At 65.1% G+C, this 17,019-nt stretch carries 17 protein-coding genes; 11 read left to right on the forward strand and 6 right to left on the reverse strand.

The features are described 5' to 3' along the window. Positions 1-8 precede the first annotated feature (8 nt). From lspA to arfB, 5 genes are all read left to right on the forward strand, one after another. On the forward strand, positions 9-503 hold the full coding sequence (gene lspA / locus JJC00_RS34070) for a signal peptidase II (RefSeq protein WP_200470124.1): 495 nt from the start codon (positions 9-11) through the stop codon (positions 501-503). A 110-nt stretch (positions 504-613) separates the two neighbouring features. Next, positions 614-1,345 (forward strand): hypothetical protein, encoded by a 732-nt coding sequence (locus JJC00_RS34075; RefSeq protein ID WP_200470125.1) that lies wholly within the window; start codon positions 614-616, stop codon positions 1,343-1,345. Positions 1,346-1,538: 193 nt separating this feature from the next. After that, a complete protein-coding gene (locus JJC00_RS34080; protein WP_200470126.1) occupies positions 1,539-2,930 on the forward strand; it encodes a M16 family metallopeptidase in 1,392 nt (463 codons plus the stop codon). Next, complete coding sequence (locus JJC00_RS34085) at positions 2,927-4,318, forward strand: M16 family metallopeptidase (protein ID WP_433996469.1); 1,392 nt, start codon at positions 2,927-2,929, stop codon at positions 4,316-4,318. The genes JJC00_RS34080 and JJC00_RS34085 overlap by 4 nt, the downstream gene beginning before the upstream one ends. A 115-nt stretch (positions 4,319-4,433) precedes the next feature. Further along, on the forward strand, positions 4,434-4,850 hold the full coding sequence (arfB, locus tag JJC00_RS34090; RefSeq protein ID WP_200470127.1) for an alternative ribosome rescue aminoacyl-tRNA hydrolase ArfB: 417 nt from the start codon (positions 4,434-4,436) through the stop codon (positions 4,848-4,850). Between the two features lie 167 nt (positions 4,851-5,017). On the opposite strand, the gene JJC00_RS34095 is transcribed toward arfB, so the two are convergent. Then, positions 5,018-5,431: a hypothetical protein gene (locus tag JJC00_RS34095; RefSeq protein ID WP_246774020.1), complete on the reverse strand. Its 414-nt coding sequence runs from the start codon at positions 5,429-5,431 to the stop codon at positions 5,018-5,020. Between the two features lie 195 nt (positions 5,432-5,626). Between JJC00_RS34095 and JJC00_RS34100 the strand changes: the two genes are divergently transcribed. From JJC00_RS34100 to JJC00_RS34115, 4 genes are read left to right on the forward strand one after another with little or no spacing between them, the layout of a single operon-like run. Beyond that, positions 5,627-6,013: a c-type cytochrome gene (locus tag JJC00_RS34100; RefSeq protein ID WP_200474319.1), complete on the forward strand. Its 387-nt coding sequence runs from the start codon at positions 5,627-5,629 to the stop codon at positions 6,011-6,013. After that, positions 6,014-6,409, forward strand: coding sequence for a VOC family protein (locus JJC00_RS34105; RefSeq protein WP_200470128.1), 396 nt, complete (start codon positions 6,014-6,016; stop codon positions 6,407-6,409). It abuts the gene before it with no gap. 46 nt (positions 6,410-6,455) lie between these two features. Next, complete coding sequence (locus JJC00_RS34110; protein WP_200470129.1) at positions 6,456-7,004, forward strand: gluconate 2-dehydrogenase subunit 3 family protein; 549 nt, start codon at positions 6,456-6,458, stop codon at positions 7,002-7,004. 30 nt (positions 7,005-7,034) lie between these two features. Further along, complete coding sequence (locus JJC00_RS34115) at positions 7,035-8,603, forward strand: GMC family oxidoreductase (protein WP_200470130.1); 1,569 nt, start codon at positions 7,035-7,037, stop codon at positions 8,601-8,603. Positions 8,604-8,739: 136 nt separating this feature from the next. Here JJC00_RS34115 and JJC00_RS34120 read toward each other — a convergent pair whose 3' ends face one another. After that, positions 8,740-9,039, reverse strand: a complete 300-nt coding sequence (locus tag JJC00_RS34120) for a ribbon-helix-helix domain-containing protein (RefSeq protein ID WP_200470131.1) — start codon at positions 9,037-9,039, stop codon at positions 8,740-8,742. A gap of 271 nt (positions 9,040-9,310) precedes the next feature. On the opposite strand from JJC00_RS34120, the gene mutL reads away from it, so the two are divergent. Continuing rightward, on the forward strand, positions 9,311-11,125 hold the full coding sequence (gene mutL / locus JJC00_RS34125) for a DNA mismatch repair endonuclease MutL (protein WP_200470132.1): 1,815 nt from the start codon (positions 9,311-9,313) through the stop codon (positions 11,123-11,125). A 114-nt stretch (positions 11,126-11,239) separates the two neighbouring features. On the opposite strand, the gene rsmD is transcribed toward mutL, so the two are convergent. Both rsmD and JJC00_RS34135 read right to left on the reverse strand, forming a co-directional pair. Beyond that, positions 11,240-11,794: a 16S rRNA (guanine(966)-N(2))-methyltransferase RsmD gene (gene rsmD, locus JJC00_RS34130; protein WP_200470133.1), complete on the reverse strand. Its 555-nt coding sequence runs from the start codon at positions 11,792-11,794 to the stop codon at positions 11,240-11,242. Position 11,795: 1 nt separating this feature from the next. Beyond that, entirely contained in the window at positions 11,796-13,877 is a 2,082-nt protein-coding gene (locus JJC00_RS34135; protein WP_200470134.1) for a pseudouridine synthase, read from the reverse strand. Positions 13,878-13,996: 119 nt separating this feature from the next. Here JJC00_RS34135 and JJC00_RS34140 point away from each other — a divergent pair, with 119 nt between their 5' ends. Further along, a complete protein-coding gene (locus JJC00_RS34140; protein WP_200470135.1) occupies positions 13,997-14,455 on the forward strand; it encodes a nucleoside deaminase in 459 nt (152 codons plus the stop codon). On the opposite strand, the gene JJC00_RS34145 is transcribed toward JJC00_RS34140, so the two are convergent. Beyond that, the gene (locus tag JJC00_RS34145) at positions 14,452-15,357 is read right to left on the reverse strand and encodes an alpha/beta fold hydrolase (protein WP_200470136.1); all 906 of its coding nucleotides are present in this window, start codon (positions 15,355-15,357) and stop codon (positions 14,452-14,454) included. The two genes, JJC00_RS34140 and JJC00_RS34145, sit on opposite strands and share 4 nt — an antisense overlap. A 165-nt stretch (positions 15,358-15,522) precedes the next feature. Then, complete coding sequence (gene purD / locus JJC00_RS34150) at positions 15,523-16,806, reverse strand: phosphoribosylamine--glycine ligase (protein ID WP_200470137.1); 1,284 nt, start codon at positions 16,804-16,806, stop codon at positions 15,523-15,525. Positions 16,807-17,019: the final 213 nt, after the last annotated feature.

The following is a 17,019-nucleotide window of genomic DNA, read 5'->3' on the forward strand; positions in this document are numbered from 1 at the left end:
CCCCCGCCATGACCCCGCTCCGCGCCGGCATCCTCGCGGCAATGGTCACGCTCGTGGCCGATCAGGCCTCAAAGCTCTGGCTGCTGAATGGATTCGACCTCGCCCGTCAGGGCGTGGTGAAGGTGATGCCGTTCTTCGACCTGGTGCTGGCCTGGAACATCGGGATCAGCTTCGGCTGGCTGCAAAACGACGGTCAGGCCGCGCAGTTCGCGCTGATGGCGGTGAAGGTCGTCGCGGTGATCGCGCTCGCGATCTGGATGGCACGGTCGCAGACCCGGCTCGCCACGGTGGCCCTGGGACTGATCATCGGCGGCGCCATCGGCAATGGCATCGACCGCCTGGCCTATGGCGCGGTGGTCGATTTCGCCCTGTTCCACATCGAAATCGGCGGAAATACCTATAATTGGTACGTCTTCAACCTGGCGGACGTGGCCATCGTTGCTGGGGTGGCGGCCCTATTGTATGATTCCTTCCTGGGGGTACCCGCCGCAAAAGCGCCCTGATCCCGGCCGATACGGGCCAGAGGCGGAACCTTGCTTGGCGAGGGGTGGTCGCGCGAGACGCGGCGAGACCGGCACAATCAAGACTGCCACAATATGGAACAGGTACAGGCATGCGCAGCTCCGAGACCAGCGGTTCGATGGGTCGAGACCCCCGGCGGGGACTTTGGCTGGCGCTGAAACTGTCAGCCGTCGCACTCGGCATCGGTCTGGTGATGTCCGCAGGCCCGGTCCGCGCCGGTGATGACGGTGACGACGATGACGACATGACCTTCGAAGAGAAGCTCATCGACAATCTGATGTCCGGCATCGGCGCCAAGGGCATGGAAAAGAAGGGCATCGAGTACCGCGAGCGGTCGCCGCTGGTGGTGCCGCCCAAGCTCGACCTGCCGCCGCCCGCCAGCGCCGACGCCAAGAATGCGCCGAACTGGCCGAAGGATCCCGACGAGAAGCGCCGCAAGGAGGCCATCGCCCAGCGGAAGAAGGCAGGCAACAAGGCAGCGGAGTACTGGCAAGCGGCCCGGCCGCTGTCACCGGCCGAGTTGGACGCCCACAAGACGGTCGGCCCCGACAAGACCGTCAATGATCCGATCCAGCCGGGTACCAACACCAACAGCCCGGCGATGAGCCCGGCCGAGCTCGGTTACACCGGCGGTCTGTTTAAGATGTTCTCGGGCAACAAAGGCGAGTCCAAGCAATTCACGAGCGAGCCACCGCGCCAATCGCTCGTCGAGCCGCCGCCTGGATATCAGACGCCTTCGTCGAACTATGCCTACGGTTCCGGAGAGGATAAGTCGCGGCGGACCTATTTCGACGTCCAGTCGGGTAAGGAAAAGGAGCAATAAGCTCCTTGCCCGTCGCGCTCAGGCGTGGATCCGCCGCAATCGTCCGGTGTAGGCCGGACGCGGCAGATGACTTATTTTTAAGTACAATTTGACTGCGTTCTCTGCTTCGTGACCCGAAGCTCAAAGCCGCGCGGTGTAGCATGCCGTGCTTTCACGCCCGGACATCAGTGTCCGGGCTTTCACAAGGATCGTGATGTCCTCACACCGATCGGTTGCCTGCCTCTTCGCCGCGCTGCTCTCGACATCTGCTTTCTCCGTCGGCAGCGCACTCGCCCAGACGACGGTCACGTCCGCACCGCCCGCCAGCTTCACGCTCAGCAACGGCCTCCAGGTTGTGGTGATTCCGGACCATCGCACGCCCGTCGTCACGGAGATGATCTGGTACAAGGTCGGCTCGGCCGACGAGACGCCGGGCAAGTCCGGCCTCGCCCACTTCCTCGAACACCTGATGTTCAAGGGCACGGAGAAGCACCCGGTCGGTGAGTTCTCGCAGACGGTGCTCCGCGTCGGCGGCAACGAGAACGCCTCGACCTCGGTCGACTACACCAACTACTACCAACGCGTGCCGCGCGAGCAACTGCCGACCATGATGGAATTCGAGGCCGATCGCATGACCGGCCTGATCCTCAAGGACGAGAATGTGCTGCCCGAACGCGACGTCGTGCTCGAAGAGTACAACATGCGCGTCGCCAACAGCCCCGACGCGCGGCTCAACGAGCAGATCATGGCCGCGCTCTATCTCAACCATCCCTATGGTCGGCCGGTCATCGGCTGGCACCAGGAGATCGAAAAACTCAATCGCGAGGATGCGCTCGCGTTCTACCGCCGCTTCTACGCGCCGAACAACGCGATCCTGGTGATCGCCGGCGACGTCGAGGCCGCCGACATACGTCCTCTGGTCGAACGCAATTTCGGCCCGATCCCGGCCCAGCCCGCGATCCCGGCACGACGTATCCGCCCGCAAGAGCCGGAGCCGGCGGCACCGCGCACCGTCACGCTCTCCGACCCGCGCGTCGAGCAGCCGAGCCTGCGTCGCAATTACCTGGTGCCATCGGCGACAACGGCCGCGGCCGGCGAGAGCGCCGCGCTCGACGTGCTGGCGCAGTTGATGGGCAGCGGCAGCAACTCCTATCTCTACCGTGCGCTCGTCGTCGACAAGCCGCTCGCGGTCTCCGCCAGCGCCAGCTATTCCAGCATCTCGCTCGACCCGACCCAGTTTGCGATCTCGGCCTCGCCGAAGTCCGGCGTCACCTTCGCAGACGTCGAGCAGGCCATCGACGGCGTCATCGCCGACATCGTTGCGAACCCGATCCGCGCCGAGGATCTCGAGCGGGTCAAGACCCAGCTCGTCGCTGAGGCGATCTACGCCCAGGACAATCAGGCGGTGCTGGCGCGCTGGTATGGCGGCGCACTGACCACGGGCCTCTCGATCGAGGACATAAGGAGCTGGCCTGACCGCATCCGCGCCGTCACCGCCGAGCAGGTCCGTCAAGCCGCGCAAAAATGGCTCGAGAAGAAGCGCTCGGTGACCGGCTATCTGATCAAGGACACCGCTACCGCCAAGCGCGAGGAGAAGCGTTCGTGACCCATCCCTTCCTTCGCGCAAGACACTTCCTGCGCATACGTCACTTCGCGTTGTCCGTCGCCACCGGCGCGGCACTCGCGCTTGCCTCGGTCTCGCCTTCGCAGGCGGCAGCAAAAATCCAGCACCTGGTCTCGCCGGGCGGCATCGAGGCCTGGTTCGTCCAGGACGCAACCGTGCCGCTGATCGCCATGGAATATTCCTTTGCCGGCGGCTCGGCGCAGGATCCCAAGGACAAGTCCGGCGTCGCCAATCTCGTCGGCGACCTCCTCGACGAGGGCTCCGGCGATCTCGATTCCAAGACGTTCCATGAGCGGCTCGACCGCCGCGCCATCGAGCTCTCCTTCAGCGCCAGCCGCGACACCTTCCGCGGCAGCCTGCGCATGCTGCGCGACAACAAGGACGAGGCCTTCGACCTGTTGCGCTCGGCACTGACCTCGCCGCATTTCGACACGGCCGACGTCGAGCGCATTCGCTCGCAGGTCATCTCGGGGCTGCGCCGCGACACCACCAACCCGACCTCGCTCGCGAGCCGCAAATTCCTGGAGATGACCTTCGGCGATCATCCTTATGGCCAGCAGACCACCGGCACGCTGGAGAGCGTGCCGACCATCACGGTCGCCGACATGAAGGATTATGTCGGCCGCATCCTCGCCAAGGACACGCTGAAGATCGCAGTCGTCGGCGACGTCGATCCGGCCACCCTCGGCAAGCTGCTCGACCACACGTTTGGGAGCTTGCCTGCCAAAGCCACTCTGACGCCGGTCCCCGACGTCGAGGCCGCAAAGCCGCCGCAGCGCGCCTTCGTGCCGCTCGACGTGCCGCAGACCGTGATCACCTTCGGCGGCCCCGGCGTGATGCGCAGCGATCCGAACTTCATGGCGGCCTATGTCGTCAACCACATCCTAGGCGGCGGTGGCCTGTCCTCGCGGCTCTATCGCGAGGTCCGCGAGAAGCGCGGGCTGGCTTATTCCGTGTTCGAATCGCTGCTCTGGATGGAGCATTCGGCAGTCTTCATCGGCAACACCGGCACCCGGGCCGATCGCGCCGGTGACACCATGGATGCCATCGAGAAGGAAGTGCGCCGCATCGCCGACGAGGGCCCGACACAAAAGGAGCTCGACGAGGCCAAGTCCTACCTCAAGGGCTCGCAGATGCTGGCGCTCGACACCTCCTCCAAGCTCGCGCAAGCGCTGCTGCAATATCAGCAGGACAAGCTGCCGATCGACTATATCGAGAAGCGCAACGGCATCGTCGACGCGGTGACGCTGGACGACGCCAAGGCCGCCGCGAAGCGGCTGTGGAGCCAGGGGCTCCTGACCGTCATCGTCGGTCGCGCCCCGCAGGCCGCCGCACAGCCGGCGGCGGCACCGGCGACGAAGTCGAACTGACGTCGTCTACGTGTCCTGAAATGGCCGGGTTCGCCCGGCCATTTGCGTTTGGCGTGCGCGCCATTGCCGAACGTCGATGTCCACGGTATGTCCGGGCATCACAAGTGGTGCCATCATGCTGCGGATATCCCGCGATCTCGTCATCGACGAGGACGACATCGAGATCGGCTTTGTCCGCGCCTCCGGCCCGGGCGGGCAGAACGTCAACAAGGTGTCGACTTCGGCCCAGCTGCGCTTCGACACGCGCAAGCTGACCATTCCGGAGGATGCGGCGATTCGGCTCGCCCGCATCGCCGGACAGCGCATGACCAAGGACGGCGTGATCGTGATCCATGCCCAGCGCTTTCGCACCCAGGAACGTAACCGGCAGGACGCCATCGACCGCCTCATCGAGATCCTGAGCGAAGCGATGATCCGGCCGACGCCGCGGCGCGCGACGCGGCCGACCTTTGCCTCCAAGCAACGCCGGCTCGACGGCAAGAAGCGCCGCAGCGACGTCAAGGCCGGTCGCGGCGGCCACTTCGACGACTAGAGCCTTTTCCGTTCCGATGGAATCGGAACGGGGCTCTAGATTCTTGTTTTGACGCGTTTTCTTTACGCGAACCGGTATCCACTTCGCTCGAAAACGCTCTAGCTAGCCGACGCAGCAAAAACTCCGGCCGCGGAGGTGGCCGGAGTTCTGCCGTGTCACAGAGCTGGCTAGTAACGCTTGCCTGTGGCCGCGCCGCCCGTCGCGGCATCGTCGGCGGCTCCCTTGTGCGCAGCACTGCCTGTGGTGCCGACCGCCCCCCTGGTGCCCTTGGTCGGCTTCATGCCGGTCTTTTCGCCCGCCGCACCCGGCTGAGCACTCATCTCCTCATCGCCGCTGTCCATCGTGCTGCCTTGCATGGGTTTGCTTTGCACGGCGCCGCCTGTCCTGGCGGGTGGCGTGCCTTGCGCAAGTACGGGCGCGGCAACGAGAGCCGACAGAGCGCATGCGATCATCGAGGTCTTCACCAACTTCATCCATTTCTCCTGGATTTTTTCGCGATAAATGGCTCGGCGGCTCCCTGCGCCGCTCGTCTGCACCGGACCATTGCATCGCATAGAGAGTTCAAGCGGCGCGATCGTCATGCAATCCGCATGGTGTGGTGAACGTTTAGGGATTTGACGGCGGTTTCGCGGAATTGTGCTCCGCATATGGGGCAGCGCGGAACATTGCACGCCGCGCGCACCGCGGCTCACCGCGAAACAGCCCGCTACTACCACCGCATCTTTGACGCCGCCTAGAGTTTGCGCACGTTGATGTGGATGAGCGGATTCTTGGCGATGCGCGGAGTCGGGCTGGGATTGTGCACCGCGATGGTGCTGGTGGTGCGTGCTTCCGATGCACAGATGCCGTTGCCGGTCGCCAAGCCGCCGGATGGCGCGACGCTGTTCAGGCAGCAATGCGCCGTGTGCCACACATTGAGTCTGTCGGAACCGATGCGGCAAGGCCCGCCGCTGGTGAAGATCGTCGGCCGCCCCGCCGGCAGGGTTGAAAGTTTCAAATACTCGGAGGCGTTGGCGAAGGCGGATTTCAGCTGGGACGAGGTCAAGCTCGACGCCTGGCTGACCAATCCGCAAGCCGTCATCCCCGGCGTGGTCATGGCCTATCGCCAGGGCAAGCCGGAGACGCGCACCGCCATCATTGCCTATCTCAAGGAGCTGAACTAAATGGCCAAGCCTGTCCATTCCATGATCCGCGTGCGCGATGAAACGCGATCCCTCGACTTCTATAAGCGTGCCTTCGGCCTCGAAGTCGCCGACTATCTGAAGTTCACAGACTTTGCCCTGATCTATCTGCGTCACCCCTCCTCACCTTTCGAGGTCGAGCTGACGGTCAATTTCGATCGCAAGGAACCGTACCAGCTCGGCGACGGCTACGGCCATCTCGCTGTGGTGGTCGAGGATCTCGATGCCGAACATGCCCGCTTCGCGCGCGAGCAGCTCGCACCGGGGCCGCTGCGCGACTTCAAGCACGACGGCAAGACGCTGGCGCGCTTCTTCTTCGTCAGCGATCCCGATGGCTACAAGATCGAGGTGATCCAGCGGGGCGGACGCTTCGGCTAATCAAAATCACAAAGATCCAAATCACAAAAAATGACGGAGGAATGCCATGAGAGAAGTCGATCGTCGAAGCAAGCACAGCCGTCGTGTCTTTCTCAAGGGCGCGGCGACCGCCGTGCCGGTCGTGGCTGTCGCGACCAACCTCAGTGTCAGCATCGAGGATGCCTGGGCCGAAGAGGCCGGCGCACTTTCGCCCGCGACGATGAAGACGCTGCTGAAGGTCGCGCGCGACATCTATCCCCACGACATCCTCGGCGACAGCTACTACATCACCGCGATCAAGCCGTGGGACGACAAGGCGGCCAAGGATGCCTCCGTCAAGTCGCTGATCAGCGACGGCATTGCCAGGCTCGATCAGAACGCGAGGGATCGCCACAAGGCACCCTATGCCGAGGTGCCCTGGGAAGCCGATCGCGTGGTGCTCCTGAAGGAGATCGAGCAAAGCGACTTCTTCCAGAAGGTGCGCGGCGACCTCGTCGTCTCGCTCTACAACCAGAAAGAGGTCTGGCCGCGGTTCGGCTATGAGGGCTCCTCCGCCGAGCACGGCGGCTACATCAACCGCGGCTTCGCCGACATCGACTGGCTGCCGAAAGCCTAAGTCGCACCCAACGGGTTCAGGAGAACGCAGATGGCAAAATTCGATCTGAACGATAACAGCGTTGTGGTGATCGTCGGCTCCGGTGCCGGCGGCGGTACGCTGGGCAACGAGCTCGCGCAGAAGGGCGTCAAGGTGGTCATCCTCGAGGCCGGTCCGCGCATCGAGAATCAAGACTTCATCAACGACGAGTGGGACAGCTTCTCCCAGCTCGCCTGGACCGATGCCCGCACCACATCGGGCAACTGGCGCGTCGCCAAGGATTTCTCGGGCCTCCCCGCCTGGATCGTCAAGGCAGTCGGCGGCTCCACCATCCACTGGGCCGGCGCGTCGCTGCGCTTCGACGAGCACGAGTTCAGGATCAAGAGCACCTACGGCAACATTCCCGGTGCCAATTTGCTGGACTGGCCGGTCACGCTCGCCGAGATGGAGCCGTGGTACGCCAAGGCCGAGAACAAGATGGGCGTGACCCGCACCAACGGCATCCCCGGACTTCCCGGCAACAACAATTTCAGGGTGCTGGAGGCCGGTGCGAAAAAGCTCGGCTACAAGACCGTGCACACCGGCAACATGGCGATCAACAGCCAGCCGCGCGACGGACGCGGATCCTGCCAGCAGATCGGCTTCTGCTTCCAGGGCTGCAAATCCGGCGCGAAATGGTCGACGCTCTACACCGAGATCCCCAAGGGTGAGTCGACCGGCAATCTGGAGGTCCGCCCCGGCAGCATGGTGGTCAAGATCGAGCACGATGCCAGCGGCAAGGTCACCGGCGTGGTCTATGCCGACGAGACCGGCGCGATGCAGCGCCAGAAGGCGCGGATCGTCGCGGTCGCAGGCAATTCGATCGAGAGCCCGCGGCTGCTGCTCAACAGCGCGTCGAGCATGTTCCCCGATGGGCTCGGCAACTCGAGCGGTCAGGTCGGCCGCAACTACATGCGTCACATGACCGGCAGCGTCTACGCCGTGTTCGAGAAGTCCGTACACATGTATCGCGGCACCACCATGGCCGGCATCATCCGCGACGAAGCCGCCAACAATCCGAAGCGCGGCTTTGTCGGCGGCTATGAGATGGAGACGCTGTCGCTCGGACTGCCCTTCATGGCGGCGTTCCTCAATCCCGGCTCATGGGGCCGGCCGTTCACCGCTGCGATCGACGGCTATCCGCGAATGGCGGGCATGTGGCTGGTCGGCGAGGACATGCCGCAGGAGACCAACCGCATCACGCTCGATCCGACCGTGAAGGACAAGTTCGGCCAGCCGGTGGCGAGCGTGCATTACGACGATCATCCCAACGACCTCGCGATGCGGGCCCATGCCTACAAGCAGGGCGCGGCGGTCTATGACGCGGTCGGCGCCACCGTGACCTATCCGACGCCGCCCTATCCGAGCACGCACAATCTCGGCTCCAACCGAATGAGCGAGAAGCCGCGCGACGGCGTCGTCAACAAGTTCGGCCAGAGCCACGACGTCAAGAACCTGTTCGTCTCCGACGGCAGCCAGTTCACCAGCGGCGCGGCCTGCAACCCGACGTTGACCATCGTCGCGCTCGCGATCCGGCAGGCGGATTACATTGCGGGGGCGATGCAGAAGAAAGAGATCTGAGGTCGAAGCCATCGGCTCGAAATAAAGCACACCGCTCCCTCCCCGTCATTGCGAGCGAAGCGAAGCAATCCAGAGTCCCGCCGCAGTCACGGTCTGGATTGCTTCGTCGCAAGCGCTCCTCGCAATGACAATGCGACTATTCAGCCGCGTCGAGAATGGGTGCCACCGTGGCCTTGAACTCCTGCACCGGCGCCAGGCTCTTGGAGCGATAGATCAGACAGGAGCAGCGCAGCAGTGAGGCGAAATTGTTGACCTCACCGTTATAGAGCGTGGTCAGGAACTTTCCGACGCTCATGCTCTCCTTGGCCGCGATTTCCTCCAGCGTGTCCCAGAACGCCAACTCCAGCCGGATCGAAGTGCAGTGACCGCCGATCCGCAACGAGCGGGTCTGGGATTCATAGTCGCGTTGAGGCTGGTGCGCGAAGAGATGGCACATGGCGTCCTCCCGTCCTGTTGCCGTTTTTCACGATGCTACACCGCAGCCCGGCACCCCACAATCAGGACCGTCGCTGGGGATCGGCCTATGCCGGTTGGGCGATTTTCTCGAACGTCCAATATCTTCAATGTGATAGGCGTCGCTCTTCCCCAGGGCGCGATACGGCTGTTGCCCGACACATGCTTTTGACGCAACACGGCCTAGAATAGCGCCGTCAGCGAATCCAGATCGTAAGCCCAAGCCCAAGCCCAGAGCCCAAGCCCCAGAGCCCATGCCCGTCCGTCAGCTTCCAGAGCAGGTCGTCAACCGCATCGCCGCCGGTGAGGTGGTCGAGCGTCCTGCGAGTGTGGTCAAGGAACTCGTCGAGAACGCGATCGATGCCGGCGCGAGCCGGATCGACGTCTTTACCGACGGCGGTGGGCGACGGCGGATCGGTATCACCGATGACGGCAGCGGCATGACGGCGAAGGATCTCGCGCTCGCAGTCGAGCGCCACGCGACGTCCAAGCTCGACGGCGAGGACCTGCTCCAGATCCGCACCCTCGGGTTTCGCGGCGAGGCGCTGCCCTCGATCGGCTCGGTGGCGCGGCTCTCGATCACCACGCGGCATGTCAGCGAACCGCATGCCTGGGCGCTGAATGTCGAGGGCGGCGAGAAGTCCGAGATCATGCCGGCCGCGCTCGCGCACGGCACCCGCGTCGAGGTCAACGATCTCTTCTATGCGACGCCGGCGCGGCTGAAATTCCTGAAGACCGACCGCACCGAGGCGGAGGCGATCCGCGAAATCGTGAGGCGCCTCGCCATGGCGCGGCCAGATGTCGCCTTCACACTCGCGGGCGAAGAGCGCGCGCCGGTGACCTGGGCTGCGGCGTTGCCTGGCGCCGCCGGGCGGCTGACGCGGCTTGGCGACATCCTCGGCGCGGAGTTCCGCAGCCATGCCTTCGAGGTCCATGCCGAGCGCGATGGCGTCGCTGTCGCCAGCTATGCCGCAGCACCTGCGCTGACCAAGGCCAACGCGCTCGGGCAATATCTCTTCGTCAACGGCCGTCCCGTCCGCGACAAGCTGATCTTAGGGGCGGTGCGCGGGGCCTATGCCGACTATCTGCCGCGCGACCGGCATCCGGTGCTGGCGCTGTTCGTCACGCTCGATCCGCGCGAGGTCGACGCCAACGTGCATCCGGCCAAGACCGAGGTGCGCTTCCGCAACGCCGGCCTCGTGCGTGCGCTGATCGTGCATGGGCTGAAGGAAGGTCTTGCGCGCGAAGGCCGCCGCACGGCCGCCAACAGCGGCGAAAGCGCTTTGTCTTCGTTCCGGCCTGCCTTTACGCCGCCGCGCCCCGCAAGCTGGGACTGGCGGGCCTCGCCATCCGCGCCGATCCCACCAATGACGTCGTTCGACGGCTCCGCCGCGCCCGCCTTCGCCGAGCGCACGCAGGCAGCGTTCGACGTCGGCGCGCCGAGCGCTGACGTGCGATTCGAATCGCAGCCCCTGACCGATCTCGTCGACCGTCCGCTCGGCGCTGCGCGCACTCAGCTGCACGAGACCTATATAGTCTCGCAGACCCGCGACGGTCTCATCATCGTCGACCAGCACGCCGCGCATGAGCGCATCGTCTATGAGCGGCTGAAGGCCTCGCTCGCCGAGAACGGCGTGCAGCGGCAGATCCTGCTGATTCCCGAGATCGTCGAGATGGACGAGGCCACGGTGGAACGGCTGCTGGAGCGCAGCGAAGAACTCGGTTCATTTGGCTTTGCGATCGAGTCCTTCGGCCCCGGCGCGGTCGCGGTGCGCGAGACGCCGTCGCTGCTGGGCAAGACCAATGCCGGCGGGCTCCTGCGCGATCTCTCAGAGCACATGGCCGAATGGGACGAGGCGCTGCCGCTCGAGCGCCGCCTGATGCACGTCGCCGCCACCATGGCCTGCCACGGCTCGGTGCGCGCCGGCCGAAGGCTGCGGCCGGAGGAGATGAATGCGTTGCTCCGCGAGATGGAGGAGACGCCGAACTCCGGCCAGTGCAATCACGGCCGGCCGACTTATGTCGAGCTGAAGCTGGCCGATGTGGAGAAACTGTTCGGGCGGAGGTGACCTACGAAACTTCGTAGGGTGGGTTAGCGAAAGCGTAACCCACCTCTTTAGCATCAGCGAGACAGAAGTGGTGGGTTACGCTCCGCTAACCCACCCTACGCACCGAGTACGAAGCTACGGCTTCCTCAAAAACACGAACTCCGTGTCATCATACGTCCTCCGCTCCAACTCCTCGAACCCGTCCGGCGTCGTGAACTGCGCGGCTTTCGCCTCTTCCACCACCAGCAGCGCGCCTGGCGTCAACCAGCCACCATCACGCAAGGACGCGAGCGCCTTCTCCGCAAAGCCCTGGTTGTAGGGCGGGTCGAGGAACACCAGCGAGAACGGCTCGACAGGATGCGCGGGGCCGAGATCGGTCGCATCGCGGCGATAGACTTTTGTGACGCCGCCGAGGCCGAGCGACTCGACGTTGTTGCGCAGAAGCGCGCGCGCCTCCGCGCCATTGTCCACGAACAGCGTGAACCTCGCGCCACGCGATGACGCCTCGATGCCGAGCGCGCCGGTGCCGGCGAAGAGATCGAGCACGCGCGCATCCTCGATCGGATTGTCATAGGCGTGCACGAGGATGTTGAATACAGACTCGCGCAGGCGATCCGCCGTGGGACGGATGTCGCGCGAAGACGGTGAGGCGAGATTGCGCCCCTTCAGACGACCGCCGACGACGCGCAACTCAGTCCTCCCGCGGCGTCAGATCGCGCTTGCCGTGATAGCCGCGCTTTGGACGGCGCGGCGGGCCGTAGCCGTTGGCCTCGTCGTCGTTGCGCTCGCGCGCCTCCTCGCTGCCGGTACGCTGCACCAGCACCCGGCGGCCCTTGCGGTCGGCGATCACGGCGCGCTTGGACGTCTTGTTCTCGCCTGATGCGTCACCCTCGGCGGATTTCTTCGGCACGTCGAACTGCGCGCCCGACTTCTCGATCACCTTGTCGCCGAGCTGCTCGCGCAGCACGCGCGCGCGGATCTCCTCGACCTGGCCCTCGGGCACCTCGCCGAGCTGGAACGGACCATAGGAGACGCGGATCAGCCGGTTCACCTCGAGCCCGAGATGGGCGCAGACGTTACGCACCTCGCGGTTCTTGCCTTCGCGGATCGCGAACACCAGCCAGACATTGGCGCCCTGATCGCGCTCAAGCGTCGCCTCGATCGGACCGTATTTCACGCCCTCGACCTCGATGCCTTCCTTGAGCTGGTCGAGCTGCGCCTGAGTGACATCGCCATGGGCGCGGACGCGGTAGCGGCGCAGCCAGCCGGTGTCCGGCAGCTCGAGCGTGCGTGCAAGGCCACCATCGTTGGTGAGCAGCAGGAGACCTTCGGTGTTGAAGTCGAGCCGGCCGACCGAGATCAGCCGCGGCAGACCTTCGGGCAGATTGTCGAACACGGTCGGGCGGCCCTCGGGGTCGTCATGCGTCGTCATCAGGCCGCGCGGCTTGTGGTAGAGGAACAGCCGCGTGCGCTCGCGCTCCGGCAACGGCTTGCCGTCGACCAAAACGACGTCGTTCTTCGTGATATCGAGCGCCGGCGAGTTGATCACCCGGCCGTTGACGGTGACGCGGCCCTGCGTGACCATCTCCTCGGCATCGCGGCGCGAAGCGAGGCCCGCACGCGCCAGCGCCTTGGCGATGCGCTCACCGGCCTTCTTCGGTTTCGGTGCCTCTTCCCGGCGCGGCCGTCCTTCGAAGTCACGCTCGCGCGCGCGATAGGCGCCACGGCCGCCGAAGGCCGGACGCTTCTCGAAGATCCTGCTCTCATCCTCGTTTTCGCGGCGGGGACGGTCGCCAAAGCGACCTTCGCTGCGCGGATGCTCGTGCCAATCGGAGCGGCCTTCAGAGCGCTCACGCGGACGATCGAATTTCGGACGGTCACCGCCGCGCCCGCCGCGTGGACCATCATCGTCACGACGCGGCCGATCGAACTTGGGCCGATCGAACTTGGGCCGATCGCGGAACGGACGATCGCCCGACGGGCGATCGTCGCGCGAACGCGAGAAGCGCGGACGGTCCTCACCGCCGCCTTCGCGCTTCTGCCAGGGCTTGTCGGCGCCGCGATCGCGGTCGCCAAAATCCTTGCGCGGCCCGCGATCCGGTGACCCCCGCGAAAACTTCCGCTCGCCGTCGAACTTGCGTTCGGGGCGCTCGCCACGAGGCGCGCGATCACCGCGATCGAAATTCGGGCGGTCTCCACGCGGCTTGAAGCTGCGTTCGCCACGGTCCTCGCGCGGCCCGCGGTCCGGTGCGCCTCGCGAAAACTTGCGCTCGCCGTCGAACTTGCGTTCCGGGCGATCGCCACGCGGCGAATACGGCCGCTTGTCGGCGAACTTCTTGTCGCCGAAACGCCCGGCAGGACGCGAATCGTCGCGATCCCGGCTGCGCGGCGGACGGTCGTCGCGGCCATGGGACGGACGGTCACCGCGCGGCTTGAACGGGCGCTTGTCGCCATCGCGCGACGGACGATCGGAAAATGGACGGTCGCCACGCGGCTTGAAGCTGCGCTCGCCGCGGCCCTCGCCGCCGCGATCGTCGCGCTTGAAGCGGGGACGGTCGGAAAAATCGCGGCGTGGCGCATCGCCCTCCTCGCGGCGGCGGAACGGACGGGCCTCGCGGTCACCGCGGGGTGGACGGCTGTCGCGGTCGCCCTTGCCCTCAGCTCCGCGCTTGGCGAACTTCTTGTCGGGACCGCGCGGCTTGCCGCTGCGGCCGCCTTTGGCCGGGCCTCGCCGGCCGCGGGAATCGTTGTCTTTGTCGCTGTCGCGAGGCATGAATAATCTCACTCAGGGGGTGGCGCGATGAGCATTGTGCGCGCTCGTTCCGAGCCGCATGCTTAGGCAATATCGGTAACACTTCTGCTGAAGGCGCAGCTACTAGCAGGTTTCTTCGGATGATACGAGGCTTGAAAGCCCCCTCTTTCATGGATTTGGCGCTCAAAACGGCCGAAAATGCCGGAAAATCGGGCGAAGTTCCGATCGGATGCGTGATCGTCCGCAATTACGAGGTCATCGCCGCCGCCGCCAACCGGACGCTGACCGATTATGACCCCACCGGCCATGCCGAGATCATCGCGCTGCGCGAGGCGGCGAAAAAGATCGGCAGCGAGCGCCTGGTCGACTGCGACCTCTACGTGACGCTGGAGCCCTGCACCATGTGTGCGGGCGCGATCTCCTTTGCAAGGGTCCGCCGGCTCTATTACGGCGCGGCCGACCCCAAGGGCGGCGCGGTCGAGTCCGGCGTGCGGTTCTTTGCGTCGCCAACCTGCCACCACGCTCCGGACGTCTATTCCGGCGTCGGCGAGAGCGAGGCGGCGCGGCTGCTCAAGGAGTTCTTTCGCGAGCGGCGTTAACCAGCTGCGAAAAACGCCCGCAGCGCCTGCGCGGTGACATCAGGGTTCTCCTCGGTGAGGAAGTGGCCGGAGTCCACCGGCTGGCCTTCGACATTGGTCGCCCATTGCTTCCAGATGTCGAGCGGCGTCGCGGCGGCCTGGGCGATGCCGACGCCACCCCATAGCGCCAGCATCGGGACCGTGATCTTCTTGCCGGCCTCGAAATCGGCCTTGTCGAGATCGTAGTCGATATAGGCGCCAGCGCGGTAGTCCTCGCACATCGCGTGCACGCGGGCGGGATCGCGGAACGGCGCGATGTAGTGCTCGAGCGCGCGCTTGTCGATGGCCTCCAGCGTCTTCGACTTGGTCTGGCTCGCCATCTTGAAGCGCAGGAAGAACTCGCCCTGGCCTGCGATCAGCGTCTCCGGCAGCGGCGCGGGCTGGGCCAGAAACGTCCAATGATAGATCTTCAGCGCATAGGCGCGGTTCATCCGCTCCCAGTAATTATAGGTCGGCAGGATATCGAGCACGGCAAGCTTCGACAGCCGGCCGGGATGATCGAGCGCCAGCCGATACGACACACGGCCGCCGCGGTCGTGGCCGGCGAGCGCGAAGTGCACGTGGCCGAGTTGCTCCATCGCTTCCACCATGGCCTTGGCCATCGCGCGCTTGCTGTAGGGCACGTGCAGCGCATCGCTCTCGGGCATGTCGGACCAGCCATAGCCCGGCAGGTCGGCGATGATCAGCGTGAACTGGTCGGCCAGCTGCGGCGCGACGCGGTGCCACATCACGTGCGTTTCGGAGAAGCCGTGCAGCAGCAACAGCGGCGGCCCCTTGCCGCCGACGCGGGCGAAGATGCGGCCGAACGAGGTGTCGATCCATTCGGAGGCGAAGCCGAGATAGAGGTCGGCGAGATCGGACATCAGTTCCACCACTCAAAAGTCGAAAACAACCCCATGCACAGTAGCGGTATTATCAGCGGGGTTGCTAACCCCAACAGCTGATTGCGCATTTCTGGAATGTCGAGATGGCGCCCACAGATCGAGATTCCGGATCGGCACGTTGCACGCGCCGTCCGGAATGACGCGCTAGGTCTTCGCTTTCTCCGCTTCCACAGCCTGCCAGCCGATATCGCGGCGGCAAAAGCCCTCCGGCCAGTTGATGCGGTCGACGGCCTGATAGGCGCGGGCCTGCGCTTCGGTCACGGTCGCACCAAGCGCGCAGACATTGAGCACGCGACCACCATTGGCGAGGACGGCGCCGTCCTTCGCAACCGTGCCGGCGTGGAAGATCTCGACGGTATCGACCTTCGCCGCGTCATCGAGCCCCTCGATCCGCGTCCCCTTCTGATAGTCGCCGGGATAGCCCTTCGCGGCCAATACCACGGTGAGCGCGGATTCCGGATACCAGCGCAGATCGAAATGCTTGAGCTGACCATCACATGAGGCCAGGAACGCCGGCACGATGTCCGACATCATGCGCAGCATCAGCACCTGGCACTCGGGATCGCCGAAGCGAACGTTGAACTCGAACAGTTTTGGGCCCTGCGTCGTCAGCATGATCCCGGCATAGAGAATGCCGCGGAACGGCGTGCCGCGCTGCTTCATGCCGGCGACCGTCGGAAAAATGATCTTGGCCATGATCGCGTCGTGGATCGCGGGCGTCACCAGCGGCGTCGGCGAATAGGCGCCCATGCCGCCGGTGTTCGGCCCGACGTCGTGGTCGAACACGCGCTTGTGGTCCTGGGCGGAGGCCAGCGGAATCGCGGTCTCGCCGTCGCAGAGCGCGAAGAAGCTGATCTCGCGTCCCGGCAGAAATTCTTCGATCACCACTTCGGCGCCGGCCTCGCCGAAGGCGCCCTCGAACATCATGGCGATGGCGTCCTCGGCCTCGCGCACGGTCTTGGCGACGACGACGCCCTTGCCGGCGGCGAGGCCGTCGGCCTTCACGACGATCGGCGCGCCCTGGCTGTGGACGTAGTCGCGCGCGTCCTTGGCGTTGGTGAAGCGCTTGTAGGCGCCCGTCGGAATGCCGAATTCGGTGCAAAGCGCCTTGGTGAAGCCCTTGGAGCTTTCGAGCTGGGCGGGGATCTTGTTCGGCCCGAACGCCTTGATGCCGGCGGCAGTGAGATCATCGACGATGCCGGCCGCCAGCGGCGTCTCCGGGCCGACCACCACCAGCTCGACTGCATTCTTTTTGCAGAAGTCGATCACGGCGGCATGGTCGGCGACGTCGAGCGCCACGCATTCCGCCTCACGCGCGATGCCGGCATTGCCGGGCGCGCACCAGAATTTGGTCACCAGGGGGGAGGCTGCGATTTTCCACGCCAGGGCATGTTCGCGGCCGCCAGAACCAAGCAGGAGAATGTGCATCGAAGGCTCGAAACGAGGGGGTTTGCTGGGGGCGGAGGTCGCACGAATCGGGGCGGGCCTCAAGGGGGATGGCTCCAAACTCCCCGTCGTTGCCGGGGCGCGCTGCTTGGGCGCGAGCGGGGGATTCATCGTCCCGTGCCTTGCGCAGATCGGTTGGCAACGCGCCCGGGTACAAATGAGCATTCTGGAACCCCTGCGATTCCATTTTGCATG

The organism is Bradyrhizobium diazoefficiens, from assembly GCF_016616885.1.
GTDB lineage: Bacteria > Pseudomonadota > Alphaproteobacteria > Rhizobiales > Xanthobacteraceae > Bradyrhizobium > Bradyrhizobium diazoefficiens_F.

Coding starts and splice junctions, on each gene's coding strand:
- lspA (WP_200470124.1), top strand. CDS start 9: ATGACCCCGCTCCGCGCCGGCATCCTCGCGGCAATGGTCACGCTCGTG.
- JJC00_RS34075 (WP_200470125.1), top strand. CDS start 614: ATGCGCAGCTCCGAGACCAGCGGTTCGATGGGTCGAGACCCCCGGCGG.
- JJC00_RS34080 (WP_200470126.1), top strand. CDS start 1,539: ATGTCCTCACACCGATCGGTTGCCTGCCTCTTCGCCGCGCTGCTCTCG.
- arfB (WP_200470127.1), top strand. CDS start 4,434: ATGCTGCGGATATCCCGCGATCTCGTCATCGACGAGGACGACATCGAG.
- JJC00_RS34095 (WP_246774020.1), bottom strand. CDS start 5,431: ATGACGATCGCGCCGCTTGAACTCTCTATGCGATGCAATGGTCCGGTG.
- JJC00_RS34100 (WP_200474319.1), top strand. CDS start 5,627: ATGCGCGGAGTCGGGCTGGGATTGTGCACCGCGATGGTGCTGGTGGTG.
- JJC00_RS34105 (WP_200470128.1), top strand. CDS start 6,014: ATGGCCAAGCCTGTCCATTCCATGATCCGCGTGCGCGATGAAACGCGA.
- JJC00_RS34110 (WP_200470129.1), top strand. CDS start 6,456: ATGAGAGAAGTCGATCGTCGAAGCAAGCACAGCCGTCGTGTCTTTCTC.
- JJC00_RS34115 (WP_200470130.1), top strand. CDS start 7,035: ATGGCAAAATTCGATCTGAACGATAACAGCGTTGTGGTGATCGTCGGC.
- JJC00_RS34120 (WP_200470131.1), bottom strand. CDS start 9,039: ATGTGCCATCTCTTCGCGCACCAGCCTCAACGCGACTATGAATCCCAG.
- mutL (WP_200470132.1), top strand. CDS start 9,311: ATGCCCGTCCGTCAGCTTCCAGAGCAGGTCGTCAACCGCATCGCCGCC.
- JJC00_RS34135 (WP_200470134.1), bottom strand. CDS start 13,877: ATGCCTCGCGACAGCGACAAAGACAACGATTCCCGCGGCCGGCGAGGC.
- JJC00_RS34140 (WP_200470135.1), top strand. CDS start 13,997: ATGATACGAGGCTTGAAAGCCCCCTCTTTCATGGATTTGGCGCTCAAA.
- JJC00_RS34145 (WP_200470136.1), bottom strand. CDS start 15,357: ATGTCCGATCTCGCCGACCTCTATCTCGGCTTCGCCTCCGAATGGATC.
- purD (WP_200470137.1), bottom strand. CDS start 16,806: ATGCACATTCTCCTGCTTGGTTCTGGCGGCCGCGAACATGCCCTGGCG.